The organism is Caulobacter sp. UNC279MFTsu5.1, assembly GCF_900114015.1.
Taxonomy (GTDB): Bacteria; Pseudomonadota; Alphaproteobacteria; order Caulobacterales; family Caulobacteraceae; genus Caulobacter.
Genome location: NZ_FORN01000020.1, coordinates 1 through 20,789 on the forward strand (window position 1 = coordinate 1; position 20,789 = coordinate 20,789).

Consider the following 20,789-nt stretch of genomic DNA (forward strand, 5'->3'; position numbering starts at 1 on the left):
CACCGGGTGGGGTGAAGGGCGGAAAAGGCCCGCGCGCCCCGGCCTTGCGGATAACGGTCGCGCGGAGCGTTCGGGCTTCGTCGAAACGGTTACTACTCAAACACTCCGGACGGCGTCCGGCGCTCCGCGACCCTTTCCGATAGCTCAGCGGTGATCCGCGTGAGGACGAGAGACTGTGCCCGCGAGCACTTGCCCCCACCTGACCGCTTCGCGGTCTGTCCGCCCCCACAGGGGGCGGAGCGCTCTTCCCCCTCTGGGGGAAGACGACCGCGAAGCGACCCGTAGGGGGCAAGTGACATGCGCCCCCTACTTCTCCAACCGCGCCACGAGGCTGGAGGTGTCCCACCGATGACCACCCATCGCCTGCACCTCGCCGTAGAAGCCGTCGATCAGCGCTGTGGCCTGCAGGTTGGCGCCGTTGGCGGCCGCCTCGGCCAGGGCGATGCCCAGGTCCTTGCGCATCCAGTCCACCGCGAAGCCGAAGTCGAACCGGCCCTCCGACATGGTCTTCCAGCGGTTCTCCATCTGCCACGACTGGGCCGCGCCCTTGGAGATGGCGGCCAGCACGTCGTCGGTCGGCAGGCCGGCGCGCTTGGCGAAATGCAGCGCCTCGGCCACGCCCTGGACCACGCCGGCGATGGCGATCTGGTTGCACATCTTGGTCAGCTGGCCCGCGCCCGACGGTCCCATCCGGCGAATGGCCTTGGCGTAGGCCGCCAGCACCGGCTCGACCCGGGCGTAGGCGGCTTCGTCGCCGCCGGCCATAATCGTCAGCTGGCCGGCCTCCGCCCCGGCCTGGCCGCCCGACACCGGGGCGTCGACGAACCAGCGGCCGAGCGCGCGCGCCGCGGCGTCCATCTCGCGGGCCACCGTCGCCGAGGTGGTCGTGTGGTCGACGATCACCCCGCCCTCCGCCATGGCCGGCAGCGCCTGCGCCACGACGTCGCGCACGTCGTCGTCATTGCCCACGCACAGGCACGCCAGCTCGGCGCCCGCCACCGCTTCGGCGATGGTCGGCTTGCTGGCGCCGCCGTGCGTCTCGACCCAGCGCGCGGCCTTGTCGGGACTGCGGTTGAACACGGTCACCGCGTGGCCCGCGGCCCGCAGGTGGCCGGCCATCGGAAAGCCCATCACGCCCAGGCCGATAAACGCCGTCTTCATCCGCGAAACTCCTTTTGGCAGCGGCCGTCCATCGCCCTTCGCGGCCCCGATCGCAACGGCATTTTAACGTCCACCCGTCAGGTTCGATCGAACAGGGTTAAGCAGGCTTAAGCGCAATGGCCGTCAGCGGCGAACAGCCGATCGTCATCAAGAAGGTCAAGAAGGTCGTCGGCGGGGGTCACCACGGCGGCGCCTGGAAGGTCGCCTATGCCGACTTCGTGACCGCGATGATGGCCTTCTTCCTGCTGATGTGGCTGCTGAACACCACCAGCCCCGAGCAGAAGCAGGGCATCGCCGACTATTTCGCCCCGGCCTCGATCTCGTCCAGCACCAGCGGCTCGGGCGGCATCCTGGGCGGCACATCGCTGGGCGACGACGGCGCCAAGGCCGACGGCAAGATGTCGGTCATCCAGCAGATGGCTCCCGAGGCTCCCACCGAAACCGACAAGGACGGCCAGAGCTCGACCTCGGCCAGCCTCGACTCCGCCAGCGAGCAGGCCCTGCGCGACGCCCTGGCCAAGAAGGAGCAGGACAGCTTCGCCTCGGCCGCCCAGTCGCTGCGCCAGTCGCTGCAGGACATGCCGGAACTGGCCGAGCTGTCCAAGCAGATCATGATCGACCAGACCCCCGAGGGCCTGCGCATCCAGCTGATCGACCAGGACGGCCGCTCGATGTTCAAGGAGAACTCGCGCGAGCCCAACGACCGCGCCCGCATCCTGCTGCGCGCCGTGGCCAAGGTGATCAACCAGCTGCCCAACCGCATCACCATCTCGGGCCACACCAGCGCCAGCGCCGCGGGCAAGCGCGCCGACAGCGACTGGGCCCTGTCGGCCGAGCGCGCCGACGCCTCGCGCCAGGTGCTGCGCGGGGCCGGGGTCGACGAGGACCGCATCTACCAGGTCTCGGGCAAGGCCAATTCCGAGCCGCTGTACGCGGACGATCCCACCCTGGCCGGCAACCGCCGCATCTCGATCGTGCTGCTGCGCGAGAAGCCGGTGCTTCCCGATGGCCTCTGAGGCGACCTGCGGCGCGATGACGCTCGGCGGCGTCGCAGAGCTTGCGCAACCGCCGCGGATGCCGCCTAATCCCTTATCGGCCCGGTATCGCGGGTTAGGCCACTAGAGGGATCGGACGCTTTCCGTGACGCAGCATTTCCCGACGCGACAGCTGCGCTTCTTCCTCACGGCGCCCACGCCTTGCCCCTACCTGCCCGGCCGCGAGGAGCGCAAGGTCTTCGCCCACCTGCCGCTGTCCGACGGCCCCACCGTCAATGACAGCCTGACCCAGGTCGGCTTCCGCCGCTCGCAGAACATCGCCTACCGGCCCGCCTGCGAGACCTGCCGCGCCTGCCAGTCGGCCCGCGCCCCGGCCGCCGACTACGTCTTCTCGCGGTCGGAACGCAAGGTCCTGACCCGCAACACCGACCTGGAGCGCCACCTGGTCGAGGCCGAGGCCACGCTGGAGCAGTTCGAGCTGCTGCGCCGCTACCTGCTGACCCGCCATGCCGACGGCGGCATGGCCGAGATGACCTGGCCCGACTACGTGGCCATGGTCGAGGACACGGCGGTCCGCACCCACCTGATCGAATACCGCCTGCGCCCGCAGGACCGCGGCCCCGGCGACCTGATCGCCTGCGTGCTGGTCGACGTGCTCGCCGACGGCCTGTCGCTGGTCTACAGCTTCTACGATCCCAGCCTGACCAAGCGCAGCCTGGGCTCGTTCATCATCCTGGACCATATCCTGCAGGCCCAGCTGAACGGCCTGCCCTACGTCTATCTGGGCTACTGGGTGCCTGGCAGCGAGAAGATGGCCTACAAGGCCCGCTTCTCGCCGCTGGAGATCCTCAAGCCCGGCGGTTGGGCCCTGATGTCGGCCCGCGAACGCGGCGCCCGTCCGCCCAAGCCGGTCGGCTGCGGCTCCAACGCCGGGGTCGAGCTCAGCGACGCCGAGCCGGCCGAGCTGGGGGGCTTCCCCAGCCCGGGCAAGCCCTAGCGCGCGAAGCTCACCCCGCCGTCCACGGTGACGGCCGAGCCCATCACATAGTCCCCGGCCCGCGAGGCCAGGTAGATCGCCGCGCCCGCCATGTCCTCGGTCGTGCCGATCCGGCCGGCGGGAATGCGCTGCGACACCGCGTCGGCATGGTCGCGGGCGACCTTGTTCATGTCCGAGGCGAAGGCCCCCGGCGCGATGCAGCTGACGGCGATGTTGTCGGCCGCCAGGCGCAGGGCCATGCGCTTGGTCATGTGCAGCAGGCCAGCCTTGGACGCGCCATAGGGATAGGTCTCGTCCGTGGTCACCGACTGGCCGTCGATCGAGGCGATGTTGATCACCTTGGCCACGTGGTCCTTGCCGGCCGCCCGCAAGTGGCCGATCAGCGCCTGGGTCAGGAAGAACGGCGTCTTCATGTTCAGGTCCACGACCTTGTCCCAGCCGCTCTCCGGGAACTCGTCGAACGCCGCCCCCCAGGCCGCGCCGGCGTTATTGACCAGGATGTCCAGCTTGTCCTCGCGTTCGGCGATCCGCGCCACCAGGCCGTTGATCCCCTCCAGGGTCGAGACGTCGGCGGGCAGCGAGACGCACTCGCCGATCGCCGACAGCTCCTCGGCGGTCGCGTCGCAGGCGGCGGCCTTGCGGGCCGAGACATAGACCCGGCGCGCGCCGTAGGTCAGGAAGCCCTCGGCGATCATCTTGCCGATGCCGCGCGAGCCGCCGGTGACCAGGGCCACGCGGCCCTTCAGGGAAAACAGGTTCTGCATCATGGTTCAGGTCTTTCAGAAATGGCGGCCGGCGCGGGGCGCGCCCAGCCGCTGGTGATGTCGGAAAACTGCGCGACGGTCTCGTCGATGATCCGGGCCGCCGGCTTGACCGTATGGGCCGGAACTCGGTTGCCGCTCATGGGATCAGCAGCACCCGGCCGACGGCCTGACGGCTTTCGATATAGGCGTGGGCGGCGGCGGCTTCCGACAGCGGGAAGGTCCGGTCGATCAGCACCTGCAGCTCGCCACGCGCGGCCTCGTCGATCAGCTGCTGGATCATGTCGTGCACCCGGTCGGTCGTGATCTCCGCGCCCAGGAAGACGCCGGTCAGGCTACGGTTGCCGCCCATCAGCGACGACACGTCGACCTTGGTCGGCTCGCGTCCGGCCTGGCCGACCAGCGAGATGCGGCCGCGATAGCCCAGGGCCAGGATGCTGGCCTGCAGGGTCGGGCCGCCGACCGGATCGACCACCAGGTCCACGCCCTTGCCGCCGGTCAGCTTCATCACCTGCTCGACCACGTCGTCGCGGCCGTAATTGATCCCGTGGTCCAGGCCGAAGGGCTTGAGGCGCTCCAGGCGGGCGTCGCTGGAGGCGGTGGCCAGCACCGTCGCGCCGGCCCGCTTGGCCAGCTGGATCGCGGCGACGCCCACGGCCCCGGCGCCGGCCTGGACCAGCACCGTCTCGCCCGTCTTCAGATGGCCGGCCCCGAACAGGCATTCGTGCGCCGTACCGAACGGCACCGGAATGGCCGAAGCCTTCTGGATGTCGAATCCGTCGGGGATCGGCCAGGCGTTGCGGGCCGGCACGCTGCGCAGCTCGGCGTGCGAGCCGAAGGCGTTCACGGTGACCACCTTCTGGCCGACTCTCAGGTGCGTGACCTCGGCGCCGACCTCGACGATCTCGCCGGCCGCCTGATAGCCGACGATGTGGGGACTGCCGGCCATCGGCCCGCCGCCGCGATTGAGGGTGTCGCCGCCCTCGATGCTGACCGCCTCGACGCGGATGACCACGCCGCCGGGATAGCAAGGCGGATCGGCGACGTCCTCGTACTTCAGCACGTCCGGCGAACCGGTCTCATAATAGACGGCGGCCTTCATGGCGGGCTCCCTAAGCTTTGTTCTTGGCCCTTCGCGGGGCGGTTACTGCGCCGGATCGACCAGGGCCTGATAGACCAGGGTGGCGGCGTCATCGTTGATCTTGGCCAGGGCCGGGTCGATCTCCCGGGCCAGGATGTGGATCATCCCGAGCATGAAGAGGTCGTTCTTGGGATCGATCCAGAACCACGTCCCGGCCGCCCCGCCCCAGCTGTAGGTCCCCTCGCCCTGCAGCGTGCCGTCCCGGGCCGGGTCGGTGACCACCGCGAAGTCGAGGCCGAAGCCCACCCCCTTGGCGGACGAGAACGAAGCGCCGGGCGCGGCCATCACGATGTCGCTCAGATGATTGGAGGCCATCAGCCGGATCGTGCCCGGCGACAGGATGCGCGCCCCGTCCAGCTCGCCGCCGTTCAACAGCATCTGGGCGAACCGGGCGTAGTCGGCCGTGGTCGAGACCAGGCCGCCCCCGCCCGAGGCGATCGTCGGCGACTTGCTGACGTCCAGCACCATGAAGTTGTCGGCAAGGGTCAGCTTGCGGGTCTTGGGATCGGGAATATAGAGCGCGGCCAGGCGACCCTGCTTGTCGGGCGGCACCCAGAACGCGGTGTCGGTCATCTTCAGCGGATCGAAGATCCGGCTCTTCATGAAATCGGCCAGGCTCATGCCCGACAGCCGCTCGACGATCAGCCCCTGGATGTCGACCGAGACGCTGTAGCGCCATTCCGTCCCGGGCTGGCTGGCCAACGGCAGCTTGGCCAGAGTGGTCAGGAACTCCGCCTGGGTCTTGGAGCCCAACAGGCCGCTGTCGCGATAGGCTTTCTCGACCGGCTGGTCCGTGCGCAGGCCGTAGGCGAAGCCGCCGGTGTGGCTCATGATCTCGCGCATGGTCGGCGCCCGCGCCGCCGGCTCGGTGATGAAGGTCCCGTCCGGGTTCTGGCCCTTGTAGACCTGGAGATGGGCCAGTTCGGGCACGAACTTGGTGACCGGATCGTCGAGGCGCCACTTGCCCTCCTCGAACAGGATCATCATGGCCACGCCAGTCACCGGCTTGGTCTGGGAATAGATCCGGAAGATCGTGTCCTTGGTCATCGGCGCGCCGTCGATCGCCGTCTTGCCGAAGGTTTCGTAGCTGACGATCTTGCCGTGGCGCGCGACCAGGGTGATCGCGCCCGGCAGGTGGCCCTGGTCGACCAGGCCCTGCATGTAGGCGTCCAGGCGCTCGAGACGTTCGGGCGAAAAGCCCGCCGTTTCGGGCGCGGAGGCCGTCAGGCTCGCAACCGGCGCGGCCTTGGACGCGCTCCATGCCGGCGCGCCGACGAAAACCAGGGCGGCCATCGCCGCCGCCATCGTCAACCGGATTCGCACTCGCCACCCCTCGAACGATCGTTTGAGGTCACCTTAGCTCGGTTTGACGACACGGCAATGTGCGAGACGACCGGCCTTGCCCGGGTCTGCCGGTTGCGGCTAAGGAGAACGCCCCGCCGGGCTCCGGCGGACCGGGCCGGTTTAGCTCAGCGGTAGAGCAGCGGTTTTGTAAACCGAAGGTCGGGGGTTCAATCCCCTCAACCGGCACCACACCTTCCCCTGCGGCCCCAAAGGAAGCCACCGCCCCGCCAAGGGACCGAAGGGCTAGCCAAGTGGCCACCGTCGCGGGATGTGACGATCGACCGGCCGCTGACGGCCTGCAGGACCTAGAGAAGCCGCGCTAGGCGCCCAGCAGCGCCTCGTAGCGGGCGATGTTCTCCGCCAACCACTGACGCAGCCGTTCCAGTTCGCTGATGTGGACGGGGGTCTCGTCCTGAACCTCGCCGTCCTCGGTGCGCGCACCGACCTGCAGCTTGCCGCTGCGCAGGGCTTCCAGGCGCTGATCGAGGGCCTCCTGCTCGGCCTTGTGTCGCTCGACAACGCGATTGATTTCGGCCTTGTCCATACTCGGTCTCCGTACCCGGTCTTCAGGGGCCGCCGGTTCGCCGGCGGCCAAGTGGCTTGAAGTCCGAGTTTACGGCGCGCGCCGGGGCGCGTCGATCAAACTATGGCTGACAGGAGCATCCGGGCGCCCGTCCCGCCCGGATCAGGCCAGGCCCTAGTTGCGCACCCAGCGGCAGACCTTCTGCCTGTGGCCGTGATGGCGCTCCCACTTGCAGACCTTGTGCTCATGACGGTGATGCGGATCACGGCCGTGCGCCGAGGCGGGCGCCGCGGCGGCCAGGCTCAAGGCCGCGACGGCGAGGGTGGCGGTTCCGAACAGTTTGGCGAAAGTCATGTGCGTCTCATCCTCCTGGAGGCTGCGACCGAGGGCGGTCGCACGCACCGTCCCACCACCGTGTTGTCGCGATGTTGCGGCGTGTTTCGAGGCCGTCGGACCGCGCGACCGCGCAGGTCGTGAAACGGCCAAAAAAATGCCCGGCGCGAAGGCCGGGCAGTCATTAGGGAGGAAACGCCCAGGAAGGGCAGGAGCGCCAAGGGCGGCTCCACGGGTTGATAACTAGTGCGGCGGGATGGCCAATCAAGGGCAAGGGCGTCGCCTCCTGCGGTGAAGCTGTGGAGAACGCCCGGCTGCACGCAAAGCAAGCATCCGGGCGATCGGCGCCCAAACCCTGGGCGACGGCGTTTGGATCGAGGAGTGAACCGAACGCCGCGGATCAGTCCCGCCACGGGTTGATTCGACCTCGCCGGGCGCCGACATGGACAGTCTGCCCCGGGCCGGCTAAGCCTCCCACCGCTCGACGGCCAAGGTGAAGACCGATGAACGCGCCCCTGACCAGCGTCTTCGCCGAACGCGTGGCCGGCGCCCATCGCTTCGGCCTGGAACGGGTCCGTCGGGCCGTGCGCTTCGCCGTCGCCCATCGTGACCGCAAGCTTCCGCGCCTGGCCCAGATCCGCAACCTCGACTATCCGGCCGCCAGCGGAAAGCGCGCCGCCCGACTCTATGTGCCTCTGCACGCCGCCGTGGTGGGTCCGGCGGTCCTGTTCTTCCACGGCGGCGGCTTCGTGATCTCGGACATCGAGACCCACGACGCCCTCTGCCAGCGCCTGGCCGACGCCGCTGGGGTCCGCGTCCTGTCGGCGGCCTACGGCCTGGCGCCCGAGCATCCCTTTCCTTCGCAGATCGAGGACGCCCGGGCGGCCTTCGCCTGGATGCTGGACCAAGCCGCCGACCTGGGGATCGACGTCGATCGCCTAGCGGTGGCCGGCGATAGCGCCGGGGCCTATCTGGCCGCCACGGTGGCGAGCGAGGCCAACGCCCGCCAGACCAGGGCGGTGAAGGCCCAGGGCCTGTTCTATCCGCTGGTCCATCTGGACGACGAGATCTGGGCCCAGACCCTGCTGCGGGACGCCCGGCTGATCGGTCGGCTGGCCGTCGCCTACATCAACGCTCAGCTGGCCGACGCCCGCGCGCCTTCCCTGCTGGACGCCGTCGGCCCGGCCACGCCGCCGACCTTCCTGGTCAGCGGCGCCCTGCTCGACCCCGTCCACCCGGACGCGGTGGCCTACGCCAAGGCCCTGGAGGCGGCGGGCGTGCCCGTCGAACTGAAGGCCTATCCGGGCCAGGCCCACGGCTTCGTCAACTTCACCCATGTGCTGCCCGTGGCGGTCGAGGCCGTCGCGGCGCTTGGCGAGCGGCTGGGGAAGGCGCTACGAGACGGCGCATGACCTCCGTCCCTCATAAAACGACCCTCTACATCGACGCCGACGCCTGCCCGGTGAAGGACGAAGTCTACAAGGTCGCCGCCCGCTATGGCCTCAAGACCTTCGTGGTCTCCAACAGCTGGATCCGCGTCCCGCTGACGCCCGCGATCGAGCAGATCGTGGTCGACGCCGGTCCCGACGTCGCCGACGACTGGATCGCCGAGCGGGCCGGCCCCGGCGACGTGGTGATCACCAACGACATTCCGCTGGCCGACCGGGTGCTGAAGGCCGGCGGCCAGGCGCTGGGCACGACGGGTCGCCTGTTCACCGTCGACACCATCGGTTCGGCCCTGGCCTCGCGAATGATCGGCGAGCACCTGCGCTCGATGGGCGAAACCACCAGCGGTCCCAAGGCCTTCGGACCCGCCGATCGCTCCAAGTTCCTGCAGGCGCTGGACACCGCGGTGGTCAAGGCCAGGCGCGTGGTCCGATGATCGAGATCACCTCGTGGCTGCGGATCGAGGACGACGAGATCGTCGAGAAGGCCGCGCGCGCATCGGGTCCCGGCGGGCAGCATGTCAACAAGACCAGCACGGCGATCGAGCTGCGCTTCGACGTGCGCAACTCCCCCACCCTGCCCGAGGACGTGAAGACGCGGCTGGAGGCCTTGGCCGGCAGTCGGCTGACCCAGGACGGCGTGCTCGTCCTGTTCGCCCAGGGCAGCCGGTCTCAGGAGATGAACCGCCAGGAGGCCCGCGACCGGCTGGTCGAGCTTCTCCGCCGCGCGACGGAGAAGCCCAAGCCCCGTCGTCCGACCAAGCCCACCTATTCCAGCAAGCTCAAGCGGCTGGAGACCAAAGGCAAGCGGGCTGGCGTCAAGGCGTTGCGCGGCCGTCCGAAGGGCGACGATTAAACCGGGGGCTGGTCGCCTAGCCCCAATTCCAGATCGGCTCCACCGGGGTGGGTCCATACGACAGCACCTCGTGCTTCCACTCTGGCTCGGTGATCAATCCGCCGAGGATCTTCTGGAGATAGGTCGCGAGGTTGGCCTGCTCCTCCTCCGTGAGCTCGGCGCAGACTTCCTGGTTGATCGGGTGGATGTCCTCGCGGATCCGTCCCAGGATTTCCCGGCCTTCCACGGTCAGGCGAACCACCACCTTGCGACGGTCCGAGGCCTGGGTTCCGCGCTCGACCAGGCCGTCGCGGATCAGGCCGTCTATCGAACGGGTCAAGGTCGTGCGGTCGGCGGCCGACAGCCGCGCCAGGCGCGTCATCGAGCACTCGCCGAACCGCGCCAGCGACGCCAGCGCCACCCACTTGGCGAAGCTCAAGCCGTGCTGCGCGATGCAGTCGGCCGCCAGGGCGCGCCGGTGCTGCTCGGTCTGGTACATCAGATAGCTGACATAGGTCGGCAACGGCAAACCGCGGTCCTCCCCTTGTTCCTGCTCTGACATGGTTCCCCCCACGCCAAATGGCGCGCCTTCATGTCACACGCGGAAGCCATACACAATCACGGCTCCGCTTGTTCACGCGCGGGTGCGCGCATCTGCATGCATTTGAAACGCCGCGCCGGTCCGCTTGGCGTGAACGACGGCGAACATTGTTCGATCGTGGCTAACGTCACGCTAACCATACGGTTCCAGACGAGACGGCCCCCGCGAACAGGTTCGCGGGGGCCGTGCATTTTCTCACCCTTGGAAGGGTCTAGTTGTCGGATCAGGCGGCGTAGCTGGCGATCGCGTCCGGGATCGTGGCGTTGCGCGCGCGGGCCCGGCTCAACCAGTCGTCGGGATAGGTCTCGCGCACCACGATCGACTTGAACTGCCCGACGGGGATGCGGGTGTGCTCGCCGGGATTGAGGTCGCGCGACACCGAATGGCCGGCGAACTCTTCGATGATGGTGATCACCTGGCTGCTGCCGGCGGTGTTTTCGATCAAGACCATGTTCATGGGGGTGTCCTGGTGCTTGGGTTCGGCGCTGGGCGTCAGGCGGTGTGAAACTCGAGGGCGGCCGGCTGGCGGGCCCAGGCCTTGACCTCGGACGGCGAGACCAGCTTGCGGAAGGCGCCGCGGGCGTGATCGTCGCAGTAGGAGCCGCGGGCGGTCTTCTCGCGACCGCAGAAGCCGAAGTCGTGGGAGTCAGGATTGCCGATCGGCCAGCGGCAGGAATGGGTCTCCAGGCCCAGGATGTCCGCGGTCGGCGCCATCTCGGCGATCTCAAGCAGGCGAAGAGCCGAGCGTTGGGCGGGAGCCGCCTCGCCGACCACGCGGGCGCGGGGCTGGGCTCGAACGGCGGTCCGCACCGCCGTGCGCTGACGGACGGGGACGTCGCGGACGGTGATGCCCAGACGGTGCACCTTGCCGATCACCGCGCTGCGGCTGACGCCCCCAAGTTGGCGCGCCACTTGGCTGGCGCTCATGCCCTCGAGCCACAGCTTGCGAAGCGTGGCGGTGCGCTCTTCGTTCCAGTCCATGATGTTATTTTCCTACCCGGTCGCCGGAGCAGCCCCTCCGGCGCCTTCCTGGGTACGTTTATGGTTAATTCTGGTCAATTTTTTATGTGCATACCCACGGTTTGTAATCGGGCATTTTGCTTTTACATTCTGTGGGATAACGCGCGTTGTCGCAGGGCGTTCTTTGAAACGTGGCGAGACCTTGACCGGATAACGACGTTATATATTGGATGCGAAACCCACAGTTGGGCCAGAAAATGAATGCGGCGCCGCGCCGCACAGCTTGCGGCATAATGTCAGTCAGGGATCAGTACATGCGTCAGTTTCACGTCGCCGCCGCGGCGGTCGTTTGTGTCCTTTTGGCCGGTTGCTCGAAGCCCGGCGCGGGGGGCTCCGACAGCGGATCGGCGAGTTCGACGCCGTCGGCGGACGCCGCGCCCGCTCCCGCGCCGACCGACGCGGAGAAGCAGGCCCTGCTGGCCGCCCTCCCCGCGCCGTACAACACCGGCGACCTGATGAACGGCCAGAGCAAGTTCGCCCTCTGCCGGTCCTGCCACACGATTACCGAAAACGGACCGAACATGACCGGTCCCAATCTCTATGGCGTGTTCGGGCGCAAGGCGGGCAGCAAGCCCGACTACAAATATTCGCCCGTCGTCGCGAGCGCCGGCTTCGATTGGGACGCCGAGCACCTCGACAAGTGGCTGGACAATCCACGCGGCTTCATGCCGGGGACCAAGATGACCTTCGCGGGCCTGCACGATCCCAAGGACCGCGTCGACCTGATCGCCTATCTTAAGGTCGAGACGGGCTACAAACCCGGGAGCTGATCGGATGATGGAGTCGCCCTTTCCGCCGACCAAGACCTGGAACGCCGAAGGCGGACGCGACTCTGGCTGGATCGGCTAGCCGATGCCCGCCCGCCGCCGCCTGCTGGTCCAGGTCTATGACGCCTTCAACGCGCGGGATCTCGAGGGCCTGGGTCAGGCCTTCCATGCCCAAGTCGAATGGCCCGACCTGCTGGACGGCGGCGCGCTGCACGGCCGCCAGACGGTGGTCGACTATTTCCGCCGTCAGTTCGCCTTGATGCGAGCCGACGCCCGGATCATCGACATCACGCCGGTCGGCGAGGATCAGGCGATCGTCCACGTGCAGTACGCCGTCCGCGACGCCCAGGGCGGGCTGTGGTCGGACACCCAGGTGCGCCTGCGCTTCAGCTTCGAGGACGGCCTGATCCGCCGCATGACGATCGTGCACGGGCTGTAGGCCGCCGGCCTACAACAACAAATCGGCGCAGGCGTCGAGGATCGCATCGGCGTCCAGGCGGTGCTTGGCGTAGAGGTCGGGCAGGTCGCCCGACTGGCCGAACGCCTCCAGCCCCAGCGCCCGCAGCCGCATGCCGCGCACGGAGCCCAGCCAGGACAGGGTCGGGGGCGCGCCGTCGATCACCGTCACCAGGCCCGCGTCACGGGACAGCGGCGCCAGCAGCGTTTCGATGGTCGAGACGCGCGGCCCGCCGTTGGTCCAGCGCGAACGGCCGGCGGCGGTCCAGTCACGATGCAGGACGTCGGCCGAGGTCACCGCCAGCAGGCCGGCGCCCGGCTCGTCCTCCAGCACCGCCTCGAACGCCGCCAGCGCCTCCGGGGCCAAAGCGCCGGCATAGGCGATAGTCAGGCGCGCGCCGGGCGCCGGCGGACGCAGCCAATAGGCGCCGTCGACCACGCCCTGACGCCAGGCGTCGTCCGCGCGCTCCGGCTGGGCGATCACCCGGGTCGACAGCCGCAGATAGGTCGAGGCTCCGTGCTCGGCCTGGATCTGGCCAAAGGCGTGGGCCATCAGCACCGCCGTCTCGTCGGCGAAGGCCGGCTCATAGCTGTCCAGGCCCGGCTGGCTCATGCCGATCAGCGGCGAACCGATCGACTGGTGCGCGCCGCCTTCAGGGGCGAGCGTCAGACCCGACGGCGTGGCGACCAGCAGGAAGCGGGCGTCCTGGTAGCAGGCGTAGTTCAGCGCATCGAGGCCGCGGGCGATGAAGGGGTCGTAGAGCGTGCCGACCGGGAACAGTCGCTCACCGAACAACGGCGCGGTCAGGCCCAGAGCCGCCAGGGCGATGAACAGATTGTTCTCGGCGATGCCCAGTTCGACATGCTGGCCGGTCTCGGCCTTGGACCACACCTGGGCCGAGGGGATCCGCCGGCGCTTGAAGACGTCCTCGTGCGCCCGCCGCTGGAACACGCCCCGACGGTTCACGAAGCCGCCGAGATTGGTCGAGACCGTGACGTCCGGCGATGTCGTCACCACCCGGCCGGCGAACTCGTCGTCGCGACGGGCGATCTCGAACATCACCTTGCCGAACGCCGCCTGGGTGGACTGCTCGCCGCCCCCGGCGCCGGCGAGGGGAGCCAGCAGTTCGTCGGCGGTGGGAATGACAATGGCCGGCGCGACATGATCGCGCTCGACATTGGCGGCGAAGGGCGCGCGCGCGACCAAGCCCTTCAGCGCCGTATGCTCGGCCGCCGACAGACCCGAGAACGCGTCCCACTCCTCGCCCTCGACCACGCCCAGCCGCGCGCGCAGCTCGGCGATCTGGGCCTCGGTCATCAGGCCGGCATGGTTGTCCTTGTGGCCCTGGAACGGCAGGCGCAGGCCCTTGACCGTGTAGGCGATGAAGAACCGAGGCGCGTCGTCCTGGCTGGCCCGTTCGAAGGCCTCCAGGATGGTCTCCATGCAGTGGCCGCCCAGCTCGGTCATCAGTTCGCCGAGATCGACATCCTTGTAGGCCGCGATCAGCTTCAGGGCGTCGGCGTCGCCGGCCAGATCGGTGTTCAGCCGCTCGCGCCAGGCCGCGCCGCCTTGGTAGCTGAGCGCCGCGTAGAGGTCGTTGGGGGCGGTCTCGATCCATTGCCGCAGCGCCGCGCCTCCGGGCTTGGCGAAGGCTTCGCGCTGGCGCCTGGACCATTTCAGCGTCTCCACCGTCCAGCCGGCGGCCTCGAAGATCTCGCCGTACCGGGTGAACATCCGGTCCTGAGTGGTCGCGTCCAGGCTCTGGCGATTGTAGTCGACGATCCACCAGGTGTTGCGGATGTCGTGCTTGCAGGCCTCGATCAGGGCCTCGTAGATGTTGCCCTCGTCCAACTCGGCGTCGCCCAGCAGCGAGATCATCCGCCCCATCCGCTCGGGCTTCACCGCGCCGCGCGCCGCCAGGTAGTCCTGGGTCAGCGAGGCGAAGGCGGTCATGGCCACGCCCAGGCCGACCGAGCCGGTCGAAAAGTCGACGTCGTCGGTGTCCTTTGTCCGCGAGGGGTAGGACTGGGCGCCGCCCAGGGCGCGGAAGGCCTTCAGCTTCTCCAGGCTCTGGCGGCCGAACAGGTGCTGGATGGCGTGGAACACCGGGCTGGCGTGCGGCTTGACAGCGACGCGGTCCTGCGGCCGCAGCGCCTTCATGTAGAGCGCCGTCATCAGGGTGGTCATCGAGGCGCAGGACGCCTGGTGGCCGCCGACCTTCAGCCCATCGCGGCTTTCACGCAGATGGTTGGCGTTGTGGATCGTCCACGATGCCAGCCAGAGAATGCGTTCTTCGATGCGACGCAGGAGCGCAAGCTCCTGCCGCTTCGCCGCCAGAATGGCTTCAGCCATGCTTCCTCACCCGGTTCAGGCGGGTGAGGCGTGCCCCTCTCCGCTCTTCTCGCGGGCTTCATAGTCCTCGATCTGCCGCGAAGTCCACTCCGGAGACTTCGTGAAACGGGCCAGCAGGTTGTAGAACACCGGCACCACGAACAGCGTCAGCAGGGTCGCGAAGATCGCGCCGGTGAAGATCACCGCCCCGATCGTCTTGCGGCTGCCCGCGCCGGCGCCGGCCCACAGCATCAGCGGCAGGGCGCCCATGGCGGCCGAGATCGAGGTCATGATGATCGGGCGCAGGCGCAGGGCCGCCGCCTCGATCACCGCCTCGCGAACCTTCAGCCCCTCGTCGCGTAGCTGGTTGGCGAACTCGACGATCAGGATCCCGTTCTTGGCGGCGATGCCGACCAGGATGATCAGGCCGATCTGGCTGTAGGTGTTGATCGTCGAGCCGGTCATCAGCAGGCCGAACAGGCCGCCCAGGGCCGCCAGCGGCACGGTCAGCATGATCACGGCCGGGTGGATCCAGCTCTCGAACTGCGCCGCCAGCACCAGGAACACCAGCAACAGCGCCAGGCCGAACGCCAGGCCCACCGCGCCGGAGGCTTCCAGATAGTCCTTGGCCTGGCCGCCCCACTTGACGCTGACGCCGGGCGTGGGATGGGCGGCGGCCTGGTCCTGGAAGAACTTGACCGCGTCGGCGACCGTATAGCCGGGATTCAGCTGGGTCGTCAGGGTCACCGATCGCAGACGGTCGACGCGCGGGCGGTCGGGCGTGTCGCCGCGCAGCTCGGTGGTGACCACGGTCGACAGCGGCACCAGGGCGCCCGACAGGGTCCGCACCTGCAGGCGGTTGAGGTCCTCGATGCCTCGGCGCTGCTCCAGCGCCGTCTGCAGGATGACGTCGTATTCCTGGCCGCTCTTGATGTAGGTCGTCACCTGGCGCGAGCCGAACATGGTTTCCAGCGCCCGGCCGATCGACTGGGCCGAAACGCCCAGGGTCGCGGCCTTGTCGCGGTCGATCTGCACCGACAGGCGCGGCGCGGTCGGCTCGTAGTCGAGGCGCGGCCGCGACAGGCCCGGATTGGCCTGGGAGGCGCTGAGGATGGGCTTGAGCCAGTTGGCCAGCTGGACGTAGTCGTTGCCGACCGCGATCAGGTCGACGTTGGTTCCGCCCCCCCCGCCGCCGCCCCCGCCGCGCTGGAAGGCGCCGCGCACCGAGGCCACGGCCCGGACGCTGGTGATCCTCGACAGGCTCTTGTTGAGTTCGGCGGCGACCTGGTCGGCCGACTTGTCGCGCTCGCCCCAGGGCTTGAGCGCGATGACCGCGTTGCCGGTGTTGAACTGGTTCTGGCCAAAGCGCGGCACGGTGATGATCGTGCGCTCGGCCACGCCGTCGCGGCGATACTGGTCGAGGATCTTCTCGATCCGGTCGGCGACCTTCACGGTCGCGTCGAAGCCGCTGCCCTCGGGGCCGTTGATCGACACGTCGACGCGGCCGCGGTCCTCGGCGGGCACCAGCTCCTGCGGCAGCACGGCGAACAGGCCGCCGGCGCACACCGCCAGGACCAGCACCGACAAGCCGGTGACCAGGGTGGCCGAGCCCTTTCCCAGCAAGCCTTCCAGCGAGTGGCGATAGCTGTCCTTCAGCGCATCCATGGCCCGGTCGACCTGGCGCGACAGCCAGTTGGTGCTGGCCGGCTTGAGCAGCTTGGACGCCATCATCGGCGACAGGCTCAAAGCCAGAAGCGCCGAGAAGCCCACGGCGGCGGCGATGGCCACGGCCAGCTCGACGAACAGCCGGCCGATATAGCCGGGCAGGAACATCAGCGGCGCGAACACCGAGATCAGCACGATGGTGGTGGCCACGACCGCGAAGAACACCTGGCGGGTGCCGCGCAGGGCCGCCACGGTCGGCGGCTCGCCCTCGTCGACGCGGCGCTGGATGTTCTCGACCACGACGATGGCGTCGTCGACCACCAGGCCGACAGCCAGCACCAGGGCCAGGAGGGTCAGCAGGTTCAGCGAGAAGCCCAGCGGGGCCAGGACGATGAAGGTCGACAGGATGCAGATCGGCGCGACGATCGACGGGATCAGGGCCGAGCGCCAGCTGCCCAGGAACAGCAGGTTGACCAGGGCCACCAGGGCGATCGAGATGCCCATGGTGATCCACACCTCGTGGATCGCCTCGGCGGTGAACACCGAGTTGTCGATCGCCACGATCATCTTTGTCCCGGCCGGAAGCGTCTGGTTGATCGTCTCGACTTCCTTGCGGACCGCTTCCGAGATCGCCACGTCATTGGCCTGCGACTGACGGGTCAGGGCGATGCCGACCTGGTTGACGCCGTTGCCGCGGAACAGCTTGCGACGTTCGTCCGCGCCCTCCTCGACCCGCGCCACGTCGCCCAGCCGGACCACGAAGCCGCTGGCGTCGCCGCCGCGCAGGGGCAGCTTCAGGAAGTCCTCGGGCTTGGAATAGGCGCGGCTGACGCGGATGGTGAAGTCCTTGGTGGCGCCTTCCAGCGCGCCGGCGGGCAGTTCCACGTTCTGGGCGTTCAGCGCGTTCTCGACATCGTCGACCGTCACGCCGCGCGCGGCCATGGCGTCGGCGTCCAGCCAGATGCGCATGGCGTAGAGCGGCGCGCCATAGAGGTTGGCCTGGGCCACGCCGGGGATCGTCGACATCCGTTCGACCAGATAGCGGTCGGCGTAGTCGGCCAGCTCCAAGGTGCTGAGCGTGCTGGAGGTCAGGTTCAGGACGATGATCGGCGAGCTATCGGCGTTGGCCTTGGCGATCTGCGGCGGGTCGGCCTGGTCGGGCAGGTTCGCCGCCACCCGGCTGACCGCGTCGCGCACGTCGTTGGCGGCCGCATCGAGATCGCGGTCCAGGGTGAAGGTGATGGTGATCTGCGAACGACCGTCGCGCGAGGAGCTGTTGACGCGGTCGATGCCCTGGATCCCGGCGACCTGGCGCTCGATGATCTGGGTGATCCGCTCCTCGATGACCTCGGCCGAGGCGCCGCGATAGGCCGTCGAGATCGACACCACGGGCGGATCGACGCTCGGCAGTTCGCGGATTGGCAGGCTCTTGAAGGCGGCCAGGCCGATGACGCAGAGGATGATCGCGGCGACCGCGGCGAAAACCGGGCGGCGAACGGAAAGGTCGGAAAGCATCAGCCGGCCTTCTGCTTGCGATCACCCTGACCGGCTTGGGTCCCGCCCTGAGCCCCCCCTTGGGGCTTTCCACCGCCGACATTGACCGGCGCGCCGTCCTGCACGCGGTTGAGACCGTCGCCGACGATCTTGTCGCCTGCTTTCAGGCCCGAGGTGATTTCGATGAAGCCGTCCGCGCTAATCCCGGTCTGCACCGAGGCGCGGCGGGCGACCAGGCCCTTGGGTCCCTTGGTGATCAAGAACACCGAGGCCTGGGAGCCTTCGAACTGAACGGCGGCCTCGGGCACGGCCACGCCCTGGTGGCGCCCCTGGTCGATGCCGACCTTGATCAGCATGCCGGGCTTGAGCCGACCGTCGGCGTTGGGAAATTCGGCCCGGGCTTTCAGGGCGCGGGTGGCCGGATCAATGCGCGTGTCGATCTGGGCGATGCGGCCGGTGAACATCTCGCCCGGCAAAGCATCGGGCTTGGCGGTGATGGTCAGGCCCTCGCGGAGGATCGGCAGGTAACGGTCGGGCACCGAGAAGTCGACGCGGATCAGCGAAACGTCGTCCAGGCTGACGATGGCCGTTCCGGGGCTGATCAGCGCGCCCGGGGCGATGTCCGAAATACCCACCCGGCCGGAGAACGGGGCGCGGATCACCTTGTCCAGCTTCTGGGCGCTGGCCGACGCCAGGGCGGCGCGGGCGGTGTCGCGGGCGGCCATGTACTGCTCGGCCGAGGCGCGCGGAGCGACGCCACGATCGGCCAGGGTCTTCCAGCGCGTATATTCGCGTTCTGCCTGGGCCAGCTGAGCCTGGGCCTCGGCGATGCCGGCGGCTTCCTGGTCAGCCTTCAGCTCGACCAGCACCTGCCCCTTGGAGACCGCCTGCCCGTCGCTGAAATGGACGGCGGTGATCAGTTCGGCCGTGTTCGAGGTCAAGGTGACCGACTGACGGCCCTTGGCGACGCCGAGCACTTCGATCCGGTCCGTGAAGGCGCGTGGCTGGGCGATGACCTGCGACACCGGTGTCGCGCGACCGCCGCCGGGGCCGCCCTGCCCCGACGCCTTGCCGCCAAAGGCCAGTTTTACGCCGCCGGCCACCAGCATCAGCAGCACAGCGACGACGGCCGCGACGAGGAAGAAGTGTCTGCGGATCACGAAAAGCTCCGAGCGCCGGGAAAGAACGGCTCAGCTAGTACATCGCGGCTCATAACCGCCAGCCCTAGCCTGCGTCCAGTGACACACGGATGACCAAATATTACAGTTCTGAAATATCAGAATCGCCGCCACACGGCCAGGACGGGCCCGCGGTCGGCGGGCGTCTCGCGTCCTAGCACCGCCTGACGCCATCCGGCCTGCACGCTCCAGGCGCCAAGATCGCGCGTCAGGGATATCTCGCTCTTGCACCAGCGTGATCTGACGGGGTGAGAATCCGCCTGGCCGGCATAGGTCTGGACCATCAACAGCCAGCGGGGCGAGGGTCTTAGGCCCGCCGTGGCGTCGACCCGCGTCTCGTCGGCCAGGCCGCTGCGCTTGAGGCGGGCCACCTGCAGTTCGGCGAAGCCCTGCATGGCGCGCCACCGGCCCGAGGTCCCCGCCAGCAGGCGCGCCTCCAGGTCCGCGTCGCCCTGCCCCGGCGCCGCATAGCCCGCATTGCGTCCCACCCCGTCCCGAGCGGCGCCCAGATAAAGGCTGACCGCTGATCGATCCGTGTGCAGCAACGCGTACCTCAGACCCAGCTCGACGGCGCCCAGGCCCTCGTAATCGACGAAATCGTCATGGCCGCGAGTCGCCGCCACCTTGGACTGCAAGGTCAAACGGCCGGTCAGGCCGTATTCGGCATAGAGCGACAAGGTCTGGTCGCGATGCGGCGCGATCGCCACCTCCACGCCGTCCGGATCGAACCCGGTCTCGGCCTTCTGGCTCTCATACTTGAGGATGGCCAGCCCCTCGCCGTCCTTCATCGGCCAAGCGCCGGCCCAGGCGAGATCGGAGACGCCGCATAGCGCGCAAAAGAAAGCCGCCGCGACCCCGAAGATCGCGGCGGCGCTGCATTTTCGCCGTTTCGGCGTCAATCGGCGTAGCCGGGGGACTCCCGGTCGAGTTTGCGCAGGCAGCCGGGCCAAGCCAGGCCGGCGATCATGCCCATGCCCATGCCGGTCTGGCTGCGGACCTCGGCCTGGGCGGTTTCCGGCGCATCGAGCACGTTCTCGCGACCCGCGCTCAGGGCCATTACCTGCTGGGCGCAGGCCCGCTCCAGGAAGAACATGCCCAGCCAGCATTCGGCCGCCGTCGTTCCCACGGACAAGGTCCCGTGGTTGCGCAGCATCATCAGCTTTTTCTCGCCGAGGTCGGCCACCAGGCGTTCCCGTTCGTCAAGGTTGAGCGCAATGCCTTCATAGTCGTGATAGGCGAGTTGAGGCAAGACAATTAACGACTGCTGCGAAAGCGGCAGCAGACCTTCCTTGTTGGCCGACACTCCGACGCCCTGGTCGGTGTGGAGGTGCATGACGAAATGGGCGTCCTCGCGGGCGGCGTGGATCGCCGAATGGATCGTGAAGCCGGCCGGATTGATGAAGTACGGCGTCTTGTCGATGAGGTTGCCGTCCAGGTCGACCTTGACCAGGCACGAAGCGGTCATCTCGCCGAAGAACATTCCGTAGGGGTTGATCAGGAAGTGGTGCTCCGGCCCCGGAATGCGGGCCGAGATATGGGTGAAGATCATGTCGTCCCAGCCGTGGACGGCGACCAGGCGATAGAGCGCGGCCAGATCGACGCGGGCCTTCCATTCGGCCTCGCTGACCTTGTCCCTGAGCGACGCGGCGATGGGCGATGCACCGTCGGCCATGAGCGGATCCTCCGTAGGTTATCGTTGTTAGGTTTGAGGGTCGCGCCGCTCGGTCCTTGCGTCAAGCGG

At 68.5% G+C, this 20,789-nt stretch carries 21 protein-coding genes and 1 tRNA gene; 8 read left to right on the forward strand and 14 right to left on the reverse strand.

Annotation, left to right across the window (positions count from 1 at the left end):
• Positions 1 to 306: 306 nt before the first annotated feature.
• Positions 307 to 1,161 (reverse strand): NAD(P)-dependent oxidoreductase, encoded by an 855-nt coding sequence (locus BM066_RS12810; RefSeq protein WP_089928478.1) that lies wholly within the window; start codon positions 1,159 to 1,161, stop codon positions 307 to 309.
• A gap of 116 nt (positions 1,162 to 1,277) precedes the next feature.
• On the opposite strand from BM066_RS12810, the gene BM066_RS12815 reads away from it, so the two are divergent.
• Together BM066_RS12815 and BM066_RS12820 are read left to right on the forward strand one after the other, a co-directional pair.
• Positions 1,278 to 2,177, forward strand: a complete 900-nt coding sequence (locus BM066_RS12815) for a flagellar motor protein MotB (protein ID WP_089928481.1) — start codon at positions 1,278 to 1,280, stop codon at positions 2,175 to 2,177.
• A 124-nt stretch (positions 2,178 to 2,301) separates the two neighbouring features.
• On the forward strand, positions 2,302 to 3,153 hold the full coding sequence (locus BM066_RS12820) for an arginyltransferase (protein WP_028041271.1): 852 nt from the start codon (positions 2,302 to 2,304) through the stop codon (positions 3,151 to 3,153).
• On the opposite strand, the gene BM066_RS12825 is transcribed toward BM066_RS12820, so the two are convergent.
• The 3 genes from BM066_RS12825 to BM066_RS12835 all read right to left on the reverse strand — a co-directional run bounded on the left by BM066_RS12825 (position 3,150) and on the right by BM066_RS12835 (position 6,348).
• Positions 3,150 to 3,917 carry an SDR family oxidoreductase gene (locus BM066_RS12825; RefSeq protein WP_089928627.1) on the reverse strand — a complete coding sequence of 256 codons (768 nt, stop codon included), beginning with the start codon at positions 3,915 to 3,917 and terminating at the stop codon, positions 3,150 to 3,152. The genes BM066_RS12820 and BM066_RS12825 overlap by 4 nt on opposite strands.
• 136 nt (positions 3,918 to 4,053) lie before the next feature.
• Complete coding sequence (locus BM066_RS12830) at positions 4,054 to 5,016, reverse strand: quinone oxidoreductase family protein (RefSeq protein WP_089928485.1); 963 nt, start codon at positions 5,014 to 5,016, stop codon at positions 4,054 to 4,056.
• A 42-nt stretch (positions 5,017 to 5,058) separates the two neighbouring features.
• A complete protein-coding gene (locus BM066_RS12835) occupies positions 5,059 to 6,348 on the reverse strand; it encodes a serine hydrolase domain-containing protein (RefSeq protein WP_255367574.1) in 1,290 nt (429 codons plus the stop codon).
• A 165-nt stretch (positions 6,349 to 6,513) separates the two neighbouring features.
• On the opposite strand from BM066_RS12835, the gene BM066_RS12840 reads away from it, so the two are divergent.
• Positions 6,514 to 6,588: transfer RNA gene (locus BM066_RS12840), tRNA-Thr, on the forward strand.
• Between the two features lie 130 nt (positions 6,589 to 6,718).
• Here BM066_RS12840 and BM066_RS12845 read toward each other — a convergent pair.
• A complete protein-coding gene (locus BM066_RS12845) occupies positions 6,719 to 6,943 on the reverse strand; it encodes a hypothetical protein (RefSeq protein ID WP_089928491.1) in 225 nt (74 codons plus the stop codon).
• Positions 6,944 to 7,096: 153 nt separating this feature from the next.
• Positions 7,097 to 7,276, reverse strand: a complete 180-nt coding sequence (locus BM066_RS12850) for a hypothetical protein (RefSeq protein WP_089928494.1) — start codon at positions 7,274 to 7,276, stop codon at positions 7,097 to 7,099.
• Positions 7,277 to 7,758: 482 nt separating this feature from the next.
• Between BM066_RS12850 and BM066_RS12855 the strand changes: the two genes are divergently transcribed.
• The 3 genes from BM066_RS12855 to arfB are packed head-to-tail and all read left to right on the forward strand — an operon-like array spanning position 7,759 to position 9,556.
• A complete protein-coding gene (locus BM066_RS12855) occupies positions 7,759 to 8,667 on the forward strand; it encodes an alpha/beta hydrolase (RefSeq protein WP_089928497.1) in 909 nt (302 codons plus the stop codon).
• Entirely contained in the window at positions 8,664 to 9,137 is a 474-nt protein-coding gene (locus BM066_RS12860; RefSeq protein ID WP_089928499.1) for a YaiI/YqxD family protein, read from the forward strand. The genes BM066_RS12855 and BM066_RS12860 overlap by 4 nt, the downstream gene beginning before the upstream one ends.
• Entirely contained in the window at positions 9,134 to 9,556 is a 423-nt protein-coding gene (gene arfB, locus BM066_RS12865) for an alternative ribosome rescue aminoacyl-tRNA hydrolase ArfB (protein WP_089928502.1), read from the forward strand. The genes BM066_RS12860 and arfB overlap by 4 nt, the downstream gene beginning before the upstream one ends.
• A gap of 16 nt (positions 9,557 to 9,572) precedes the next feature.
• Here the strand turns inward: arfB and BM066_RS12870 are convergent, their stop codons facing one another.
• From BM066_RS12870 to BM066_RS12880, 3 genes are all read right to left on the reverse strand, one after another.
• On the reverse strand, positions 9,573 to 10,097 hold the full coding sequence (locus BM066_RS12870) for a MarR family winged helix-turn-helix transcriptional regulator (RefSeq protein WP_089928505.1): 525 nt from the start codon (positions 10,095 to 10,097) through the stop codon (positions 9,573 to 9,575).
• 262 nt (positions 10,098 to 10,359) lie between these two features.
• Entirely contained in the window at positions 10,360 to 10,593 is a 234-nt protein-coding gene (locus tag BM066_RS12875) for a hypothetical protein (RefSeq protein ID WP_089928508.1), read from the reverse strand.
• Between the two features lie 35 nt (positions 10,594 to 10,628).
• Positions 10,629 to 11,117, reverse strand: coding sequence for a GcrA family cell cycle regulator (locus BM066_RS12880; RefSeq protein ID WP_089928510.1), 489 nt, complete (start codon positions 11,115 to 11,117; stop codon positions 10,629 to 10,631).
• A 293-nt stretch (positions 11,118 to 11,410) separates the two neighbouring features.
• On the opposite strand from BM066_RS12880, the gene BM066_RS12885 reads away from it, so the two are divergent.
• Positions 11,411 to 11,926, forward strand: coding sequence for a c-type cytochrome (locus tag BM066_RS12885; protein ID WP_089928512.1), 516 nt, complete (start codon positions 11,411 to 11,413; stop codon positions 11,924 to 11,926).
• 82 nt (positions 11,927 to 12,008) lie between these two features.
• Positions 12,009 to 12,362 (forward strand): nuclear transport factor 2 family protein, encoded by a 354-nt coding sequence (locus BM066_RS12890; RefSeq protein WP_089928514.1) that lies wholly within the window; start codon positions 12,009 to 12,011, stop codon positions 12,360 to 12,362.
• Between the two features lie 9 nt (positions 12,363 to 12,371).
• On the opposite strand, the gene BM066_RS12895 is transcribed toward BM066_RS12890, so the two are convergent.
• The 5 genes from BM066_RS12895 to BM066_RS12915 form a co-directional block, all read right to left on the reverse strand.
• On the reverse strand, positions 12,372 to 14,732 hold the full coding sequence (locus BM066_RS12895; RefSeq protein ID WP_089928516.1) for a transketolase: 2,361 nt from the start codon (positions 14,730 to 14,732) through the stop codon (positions 12,372 to 12,374).
• 15 nt (positions 14,733 to 14,747) lie between these two features.
• On the reverse strand, positions 14,748 to 17,891 hold the full coding sequence (locus tag BM066_RS12900; RefSeq protein ID WP_089928517.1) for an efflux RND transporter permease subunit: 3,144 nt from the start codon (positions 17,889 to 17,891) through the stop codon (positions 14,748 to 14,750).
• Complete coding sequence (locus tag BM066_RS12905) at positions 17,891 to 19,030, reverse strand: efflux RND transporter periplasmic adaptor subunit (protein WP_089928519.1); 1,140 nt, start codon at positions 19,028 to 19,030, stop codon at positions 17,891 to 17,893. Before BM066_RS12905 ends, BM066_RS12900 begins: the two co-directional genes overlap by 1 nt.
• Positions 19,031 to 19,146: 116 nt before the next feature.
• Positions 19,147 to 19,836 (reverse strand): hypothetical protein, encoded by a 690-nt coding sequence (locus tag BM066_RS12910; RefSeq protein ID WP_089928520.1) that lies wholly within the window; start codon positions 19,834 to 19,836, stop codon positions 19,147 to 19,149.
• A gap of 107 nt (positions 19,837 to 19,943) precedes the next feature.
• Positions 19,944 to 20,720, reverse strand: a complete 777-nt coding sequence (locus tag BM066_RS12915) for a class II aldolase/adducin family protein (protein WP_089928522.1) — start codon at positions 20,718 to 20,720, stop codon at positions 19,944 to 19,946.
• Positions 20,721 to 20,789: the final 69 nt, after the last annotated feature.

What these genes read in the sequence shown, in the direction of transcription:
- BM066_RS12810 (WP_089928478.1), bottom strand. Translation starts at nt 1,161, where the DNA reads ATGAAGACGGCGTTTATCGGCCTGGGCGTGATGGGCTTTCCGATGGCC.
- BM066_RS12815 (WP_089928481.1), top strand. Translation starts at nt 1,278, where the DNA reads ATGGCCGTCAGCGGCGAACAGCCGATCGTCATCAAGAAGGTCAAGAAG.
- BM066_RS12825 (WP_089928627.1), bottom strand. Translation starts at nt 3,917, where the DNA reads ATGCAGAACCTGTTTTCCCTGAAGGGCCGCGTGGCCCTGGTCACCGGC.
- BM066_RS12830 (WP_089928485.1), bottom strand. Translation starts at nt 5,016, where the DNA reads ATGAAGGCCGCCGTCTATTATGAGACCGGTTCGCCGGACGTGCTGAAG.
- BM066_RS12835 (WP_255367574.1), bottom strand. Translation starts at nt 6,348, where the DNA reads ATGGCCGCCCTGGTTTTCGTCGGCGCGCCGGCATGGAGCGCGTCCAAG.
- BM066_RS12845 (WP_089928491.1), bottom strand. Translation starts at nt 6,943, where the DNA reads ATGGACAAGGCCGAAATCAATCGCGTTGTCGAGCGACACAAGGCCGAG.
- BM066_RS12850 (WP_089928494.1), bottom strand. Translation starts at nt 7,276, where the DNA reads ATGACTTTCGCCAAACTGTTCGGAACCGCCACCCTCGCCGTCGCGGCC.
- BM066_RS12855 (WP_089928497.1), top strand. Translation starts at nt 7,759, where the DNA reads ATGAACGCGCCCCTGACCAGCGTCTTCGCCGAACGCGTGGCCGGCGCC.
- BM066_RS12860 (WP_089928499.1), top strand. Translation starts at nt 8,664, where the DNA reads ATGACCTCCGTCCCTCATAAAACGACCCTCTACATCGACGCCGACGCC.
- arfB (WP_089928502.1), top strand. Translation starts at nt 9,134, where the DNA reads ATGATCGAGATCACCTCGTGGCTGCGGATCGAGGACGACGAGATCGTC.
- BM066_RS12870 (WP_089928505.1), bottom strand. Translation starts at nt 10,097, where the DNA reads ATGTCAGAGCAGGAACAAGGGGAGGACCGCGGTTTGCCGTTGCCGACC.
- BM066_RS12875 (WP_089928508.1), bottom strand. Translation starts at nt 10,593, where the DNA reads ATGAACATGGTCTTGATCGAAAACACCGCCGGCAGCAGCCAGGTGATC.
- BM066_RS12880 (WP_089928510.1), bottom strand. Translation starts at nt 11,117, where the DNA reads ATGGACTGGAACGAAGAGCGCACCGCCACGCTTCGCAAGCTGTGGCTC.
- BM066_RS12885 (WP_089928512.1), top strand. Translation starts at nt 11,411, where the DNA reads ATGCGTCAGTTTCACGTCGCCGCCGCGGCGGTCGTTTGTGTCCTTTTG.
- BM066_RS12890 (WP_089928514.1), top strand. Translation starts at nt 12,009, where the DNA reads ATGCCCGCCCGCCGCCGCCTGCTGGTCCAGGTCTATGACGCCTTCAAC.
- BM066_RS12895 (WP_089928516.1), bottom strand. Translation starts at nt 14,732, where the DNA reads ATGGCTGAAGCCATTCTGGCGGCGAAGCGGCAGGAGCTTGCGCTCCTG.
- BM066_RS12900 (WP_089928517.1), bottom strand. Translation starts at nt 17,891, where the DNA reads ATGCTTTCCGACCTTTCCGTTCGCCGCCCGGTTTTCGCCGCGGTCGCC.
- BM066_RS12910 (WP_089928520.1), bottom strand. Translation starts at nt 19,836, where the DNA reads ATGAAGGACGGCGAGGGGCTGGCCATCCTCAAGTATGAGAGCCAGAAG.
- BM066_RS12915 (WP_089928522.1), bottom strand. Translation starts at nt 20,720, where the DNA reads ATGGCCGACGGTGCATCGCCCATCGCCGCGTCGCTCAGGGACAAGGTC.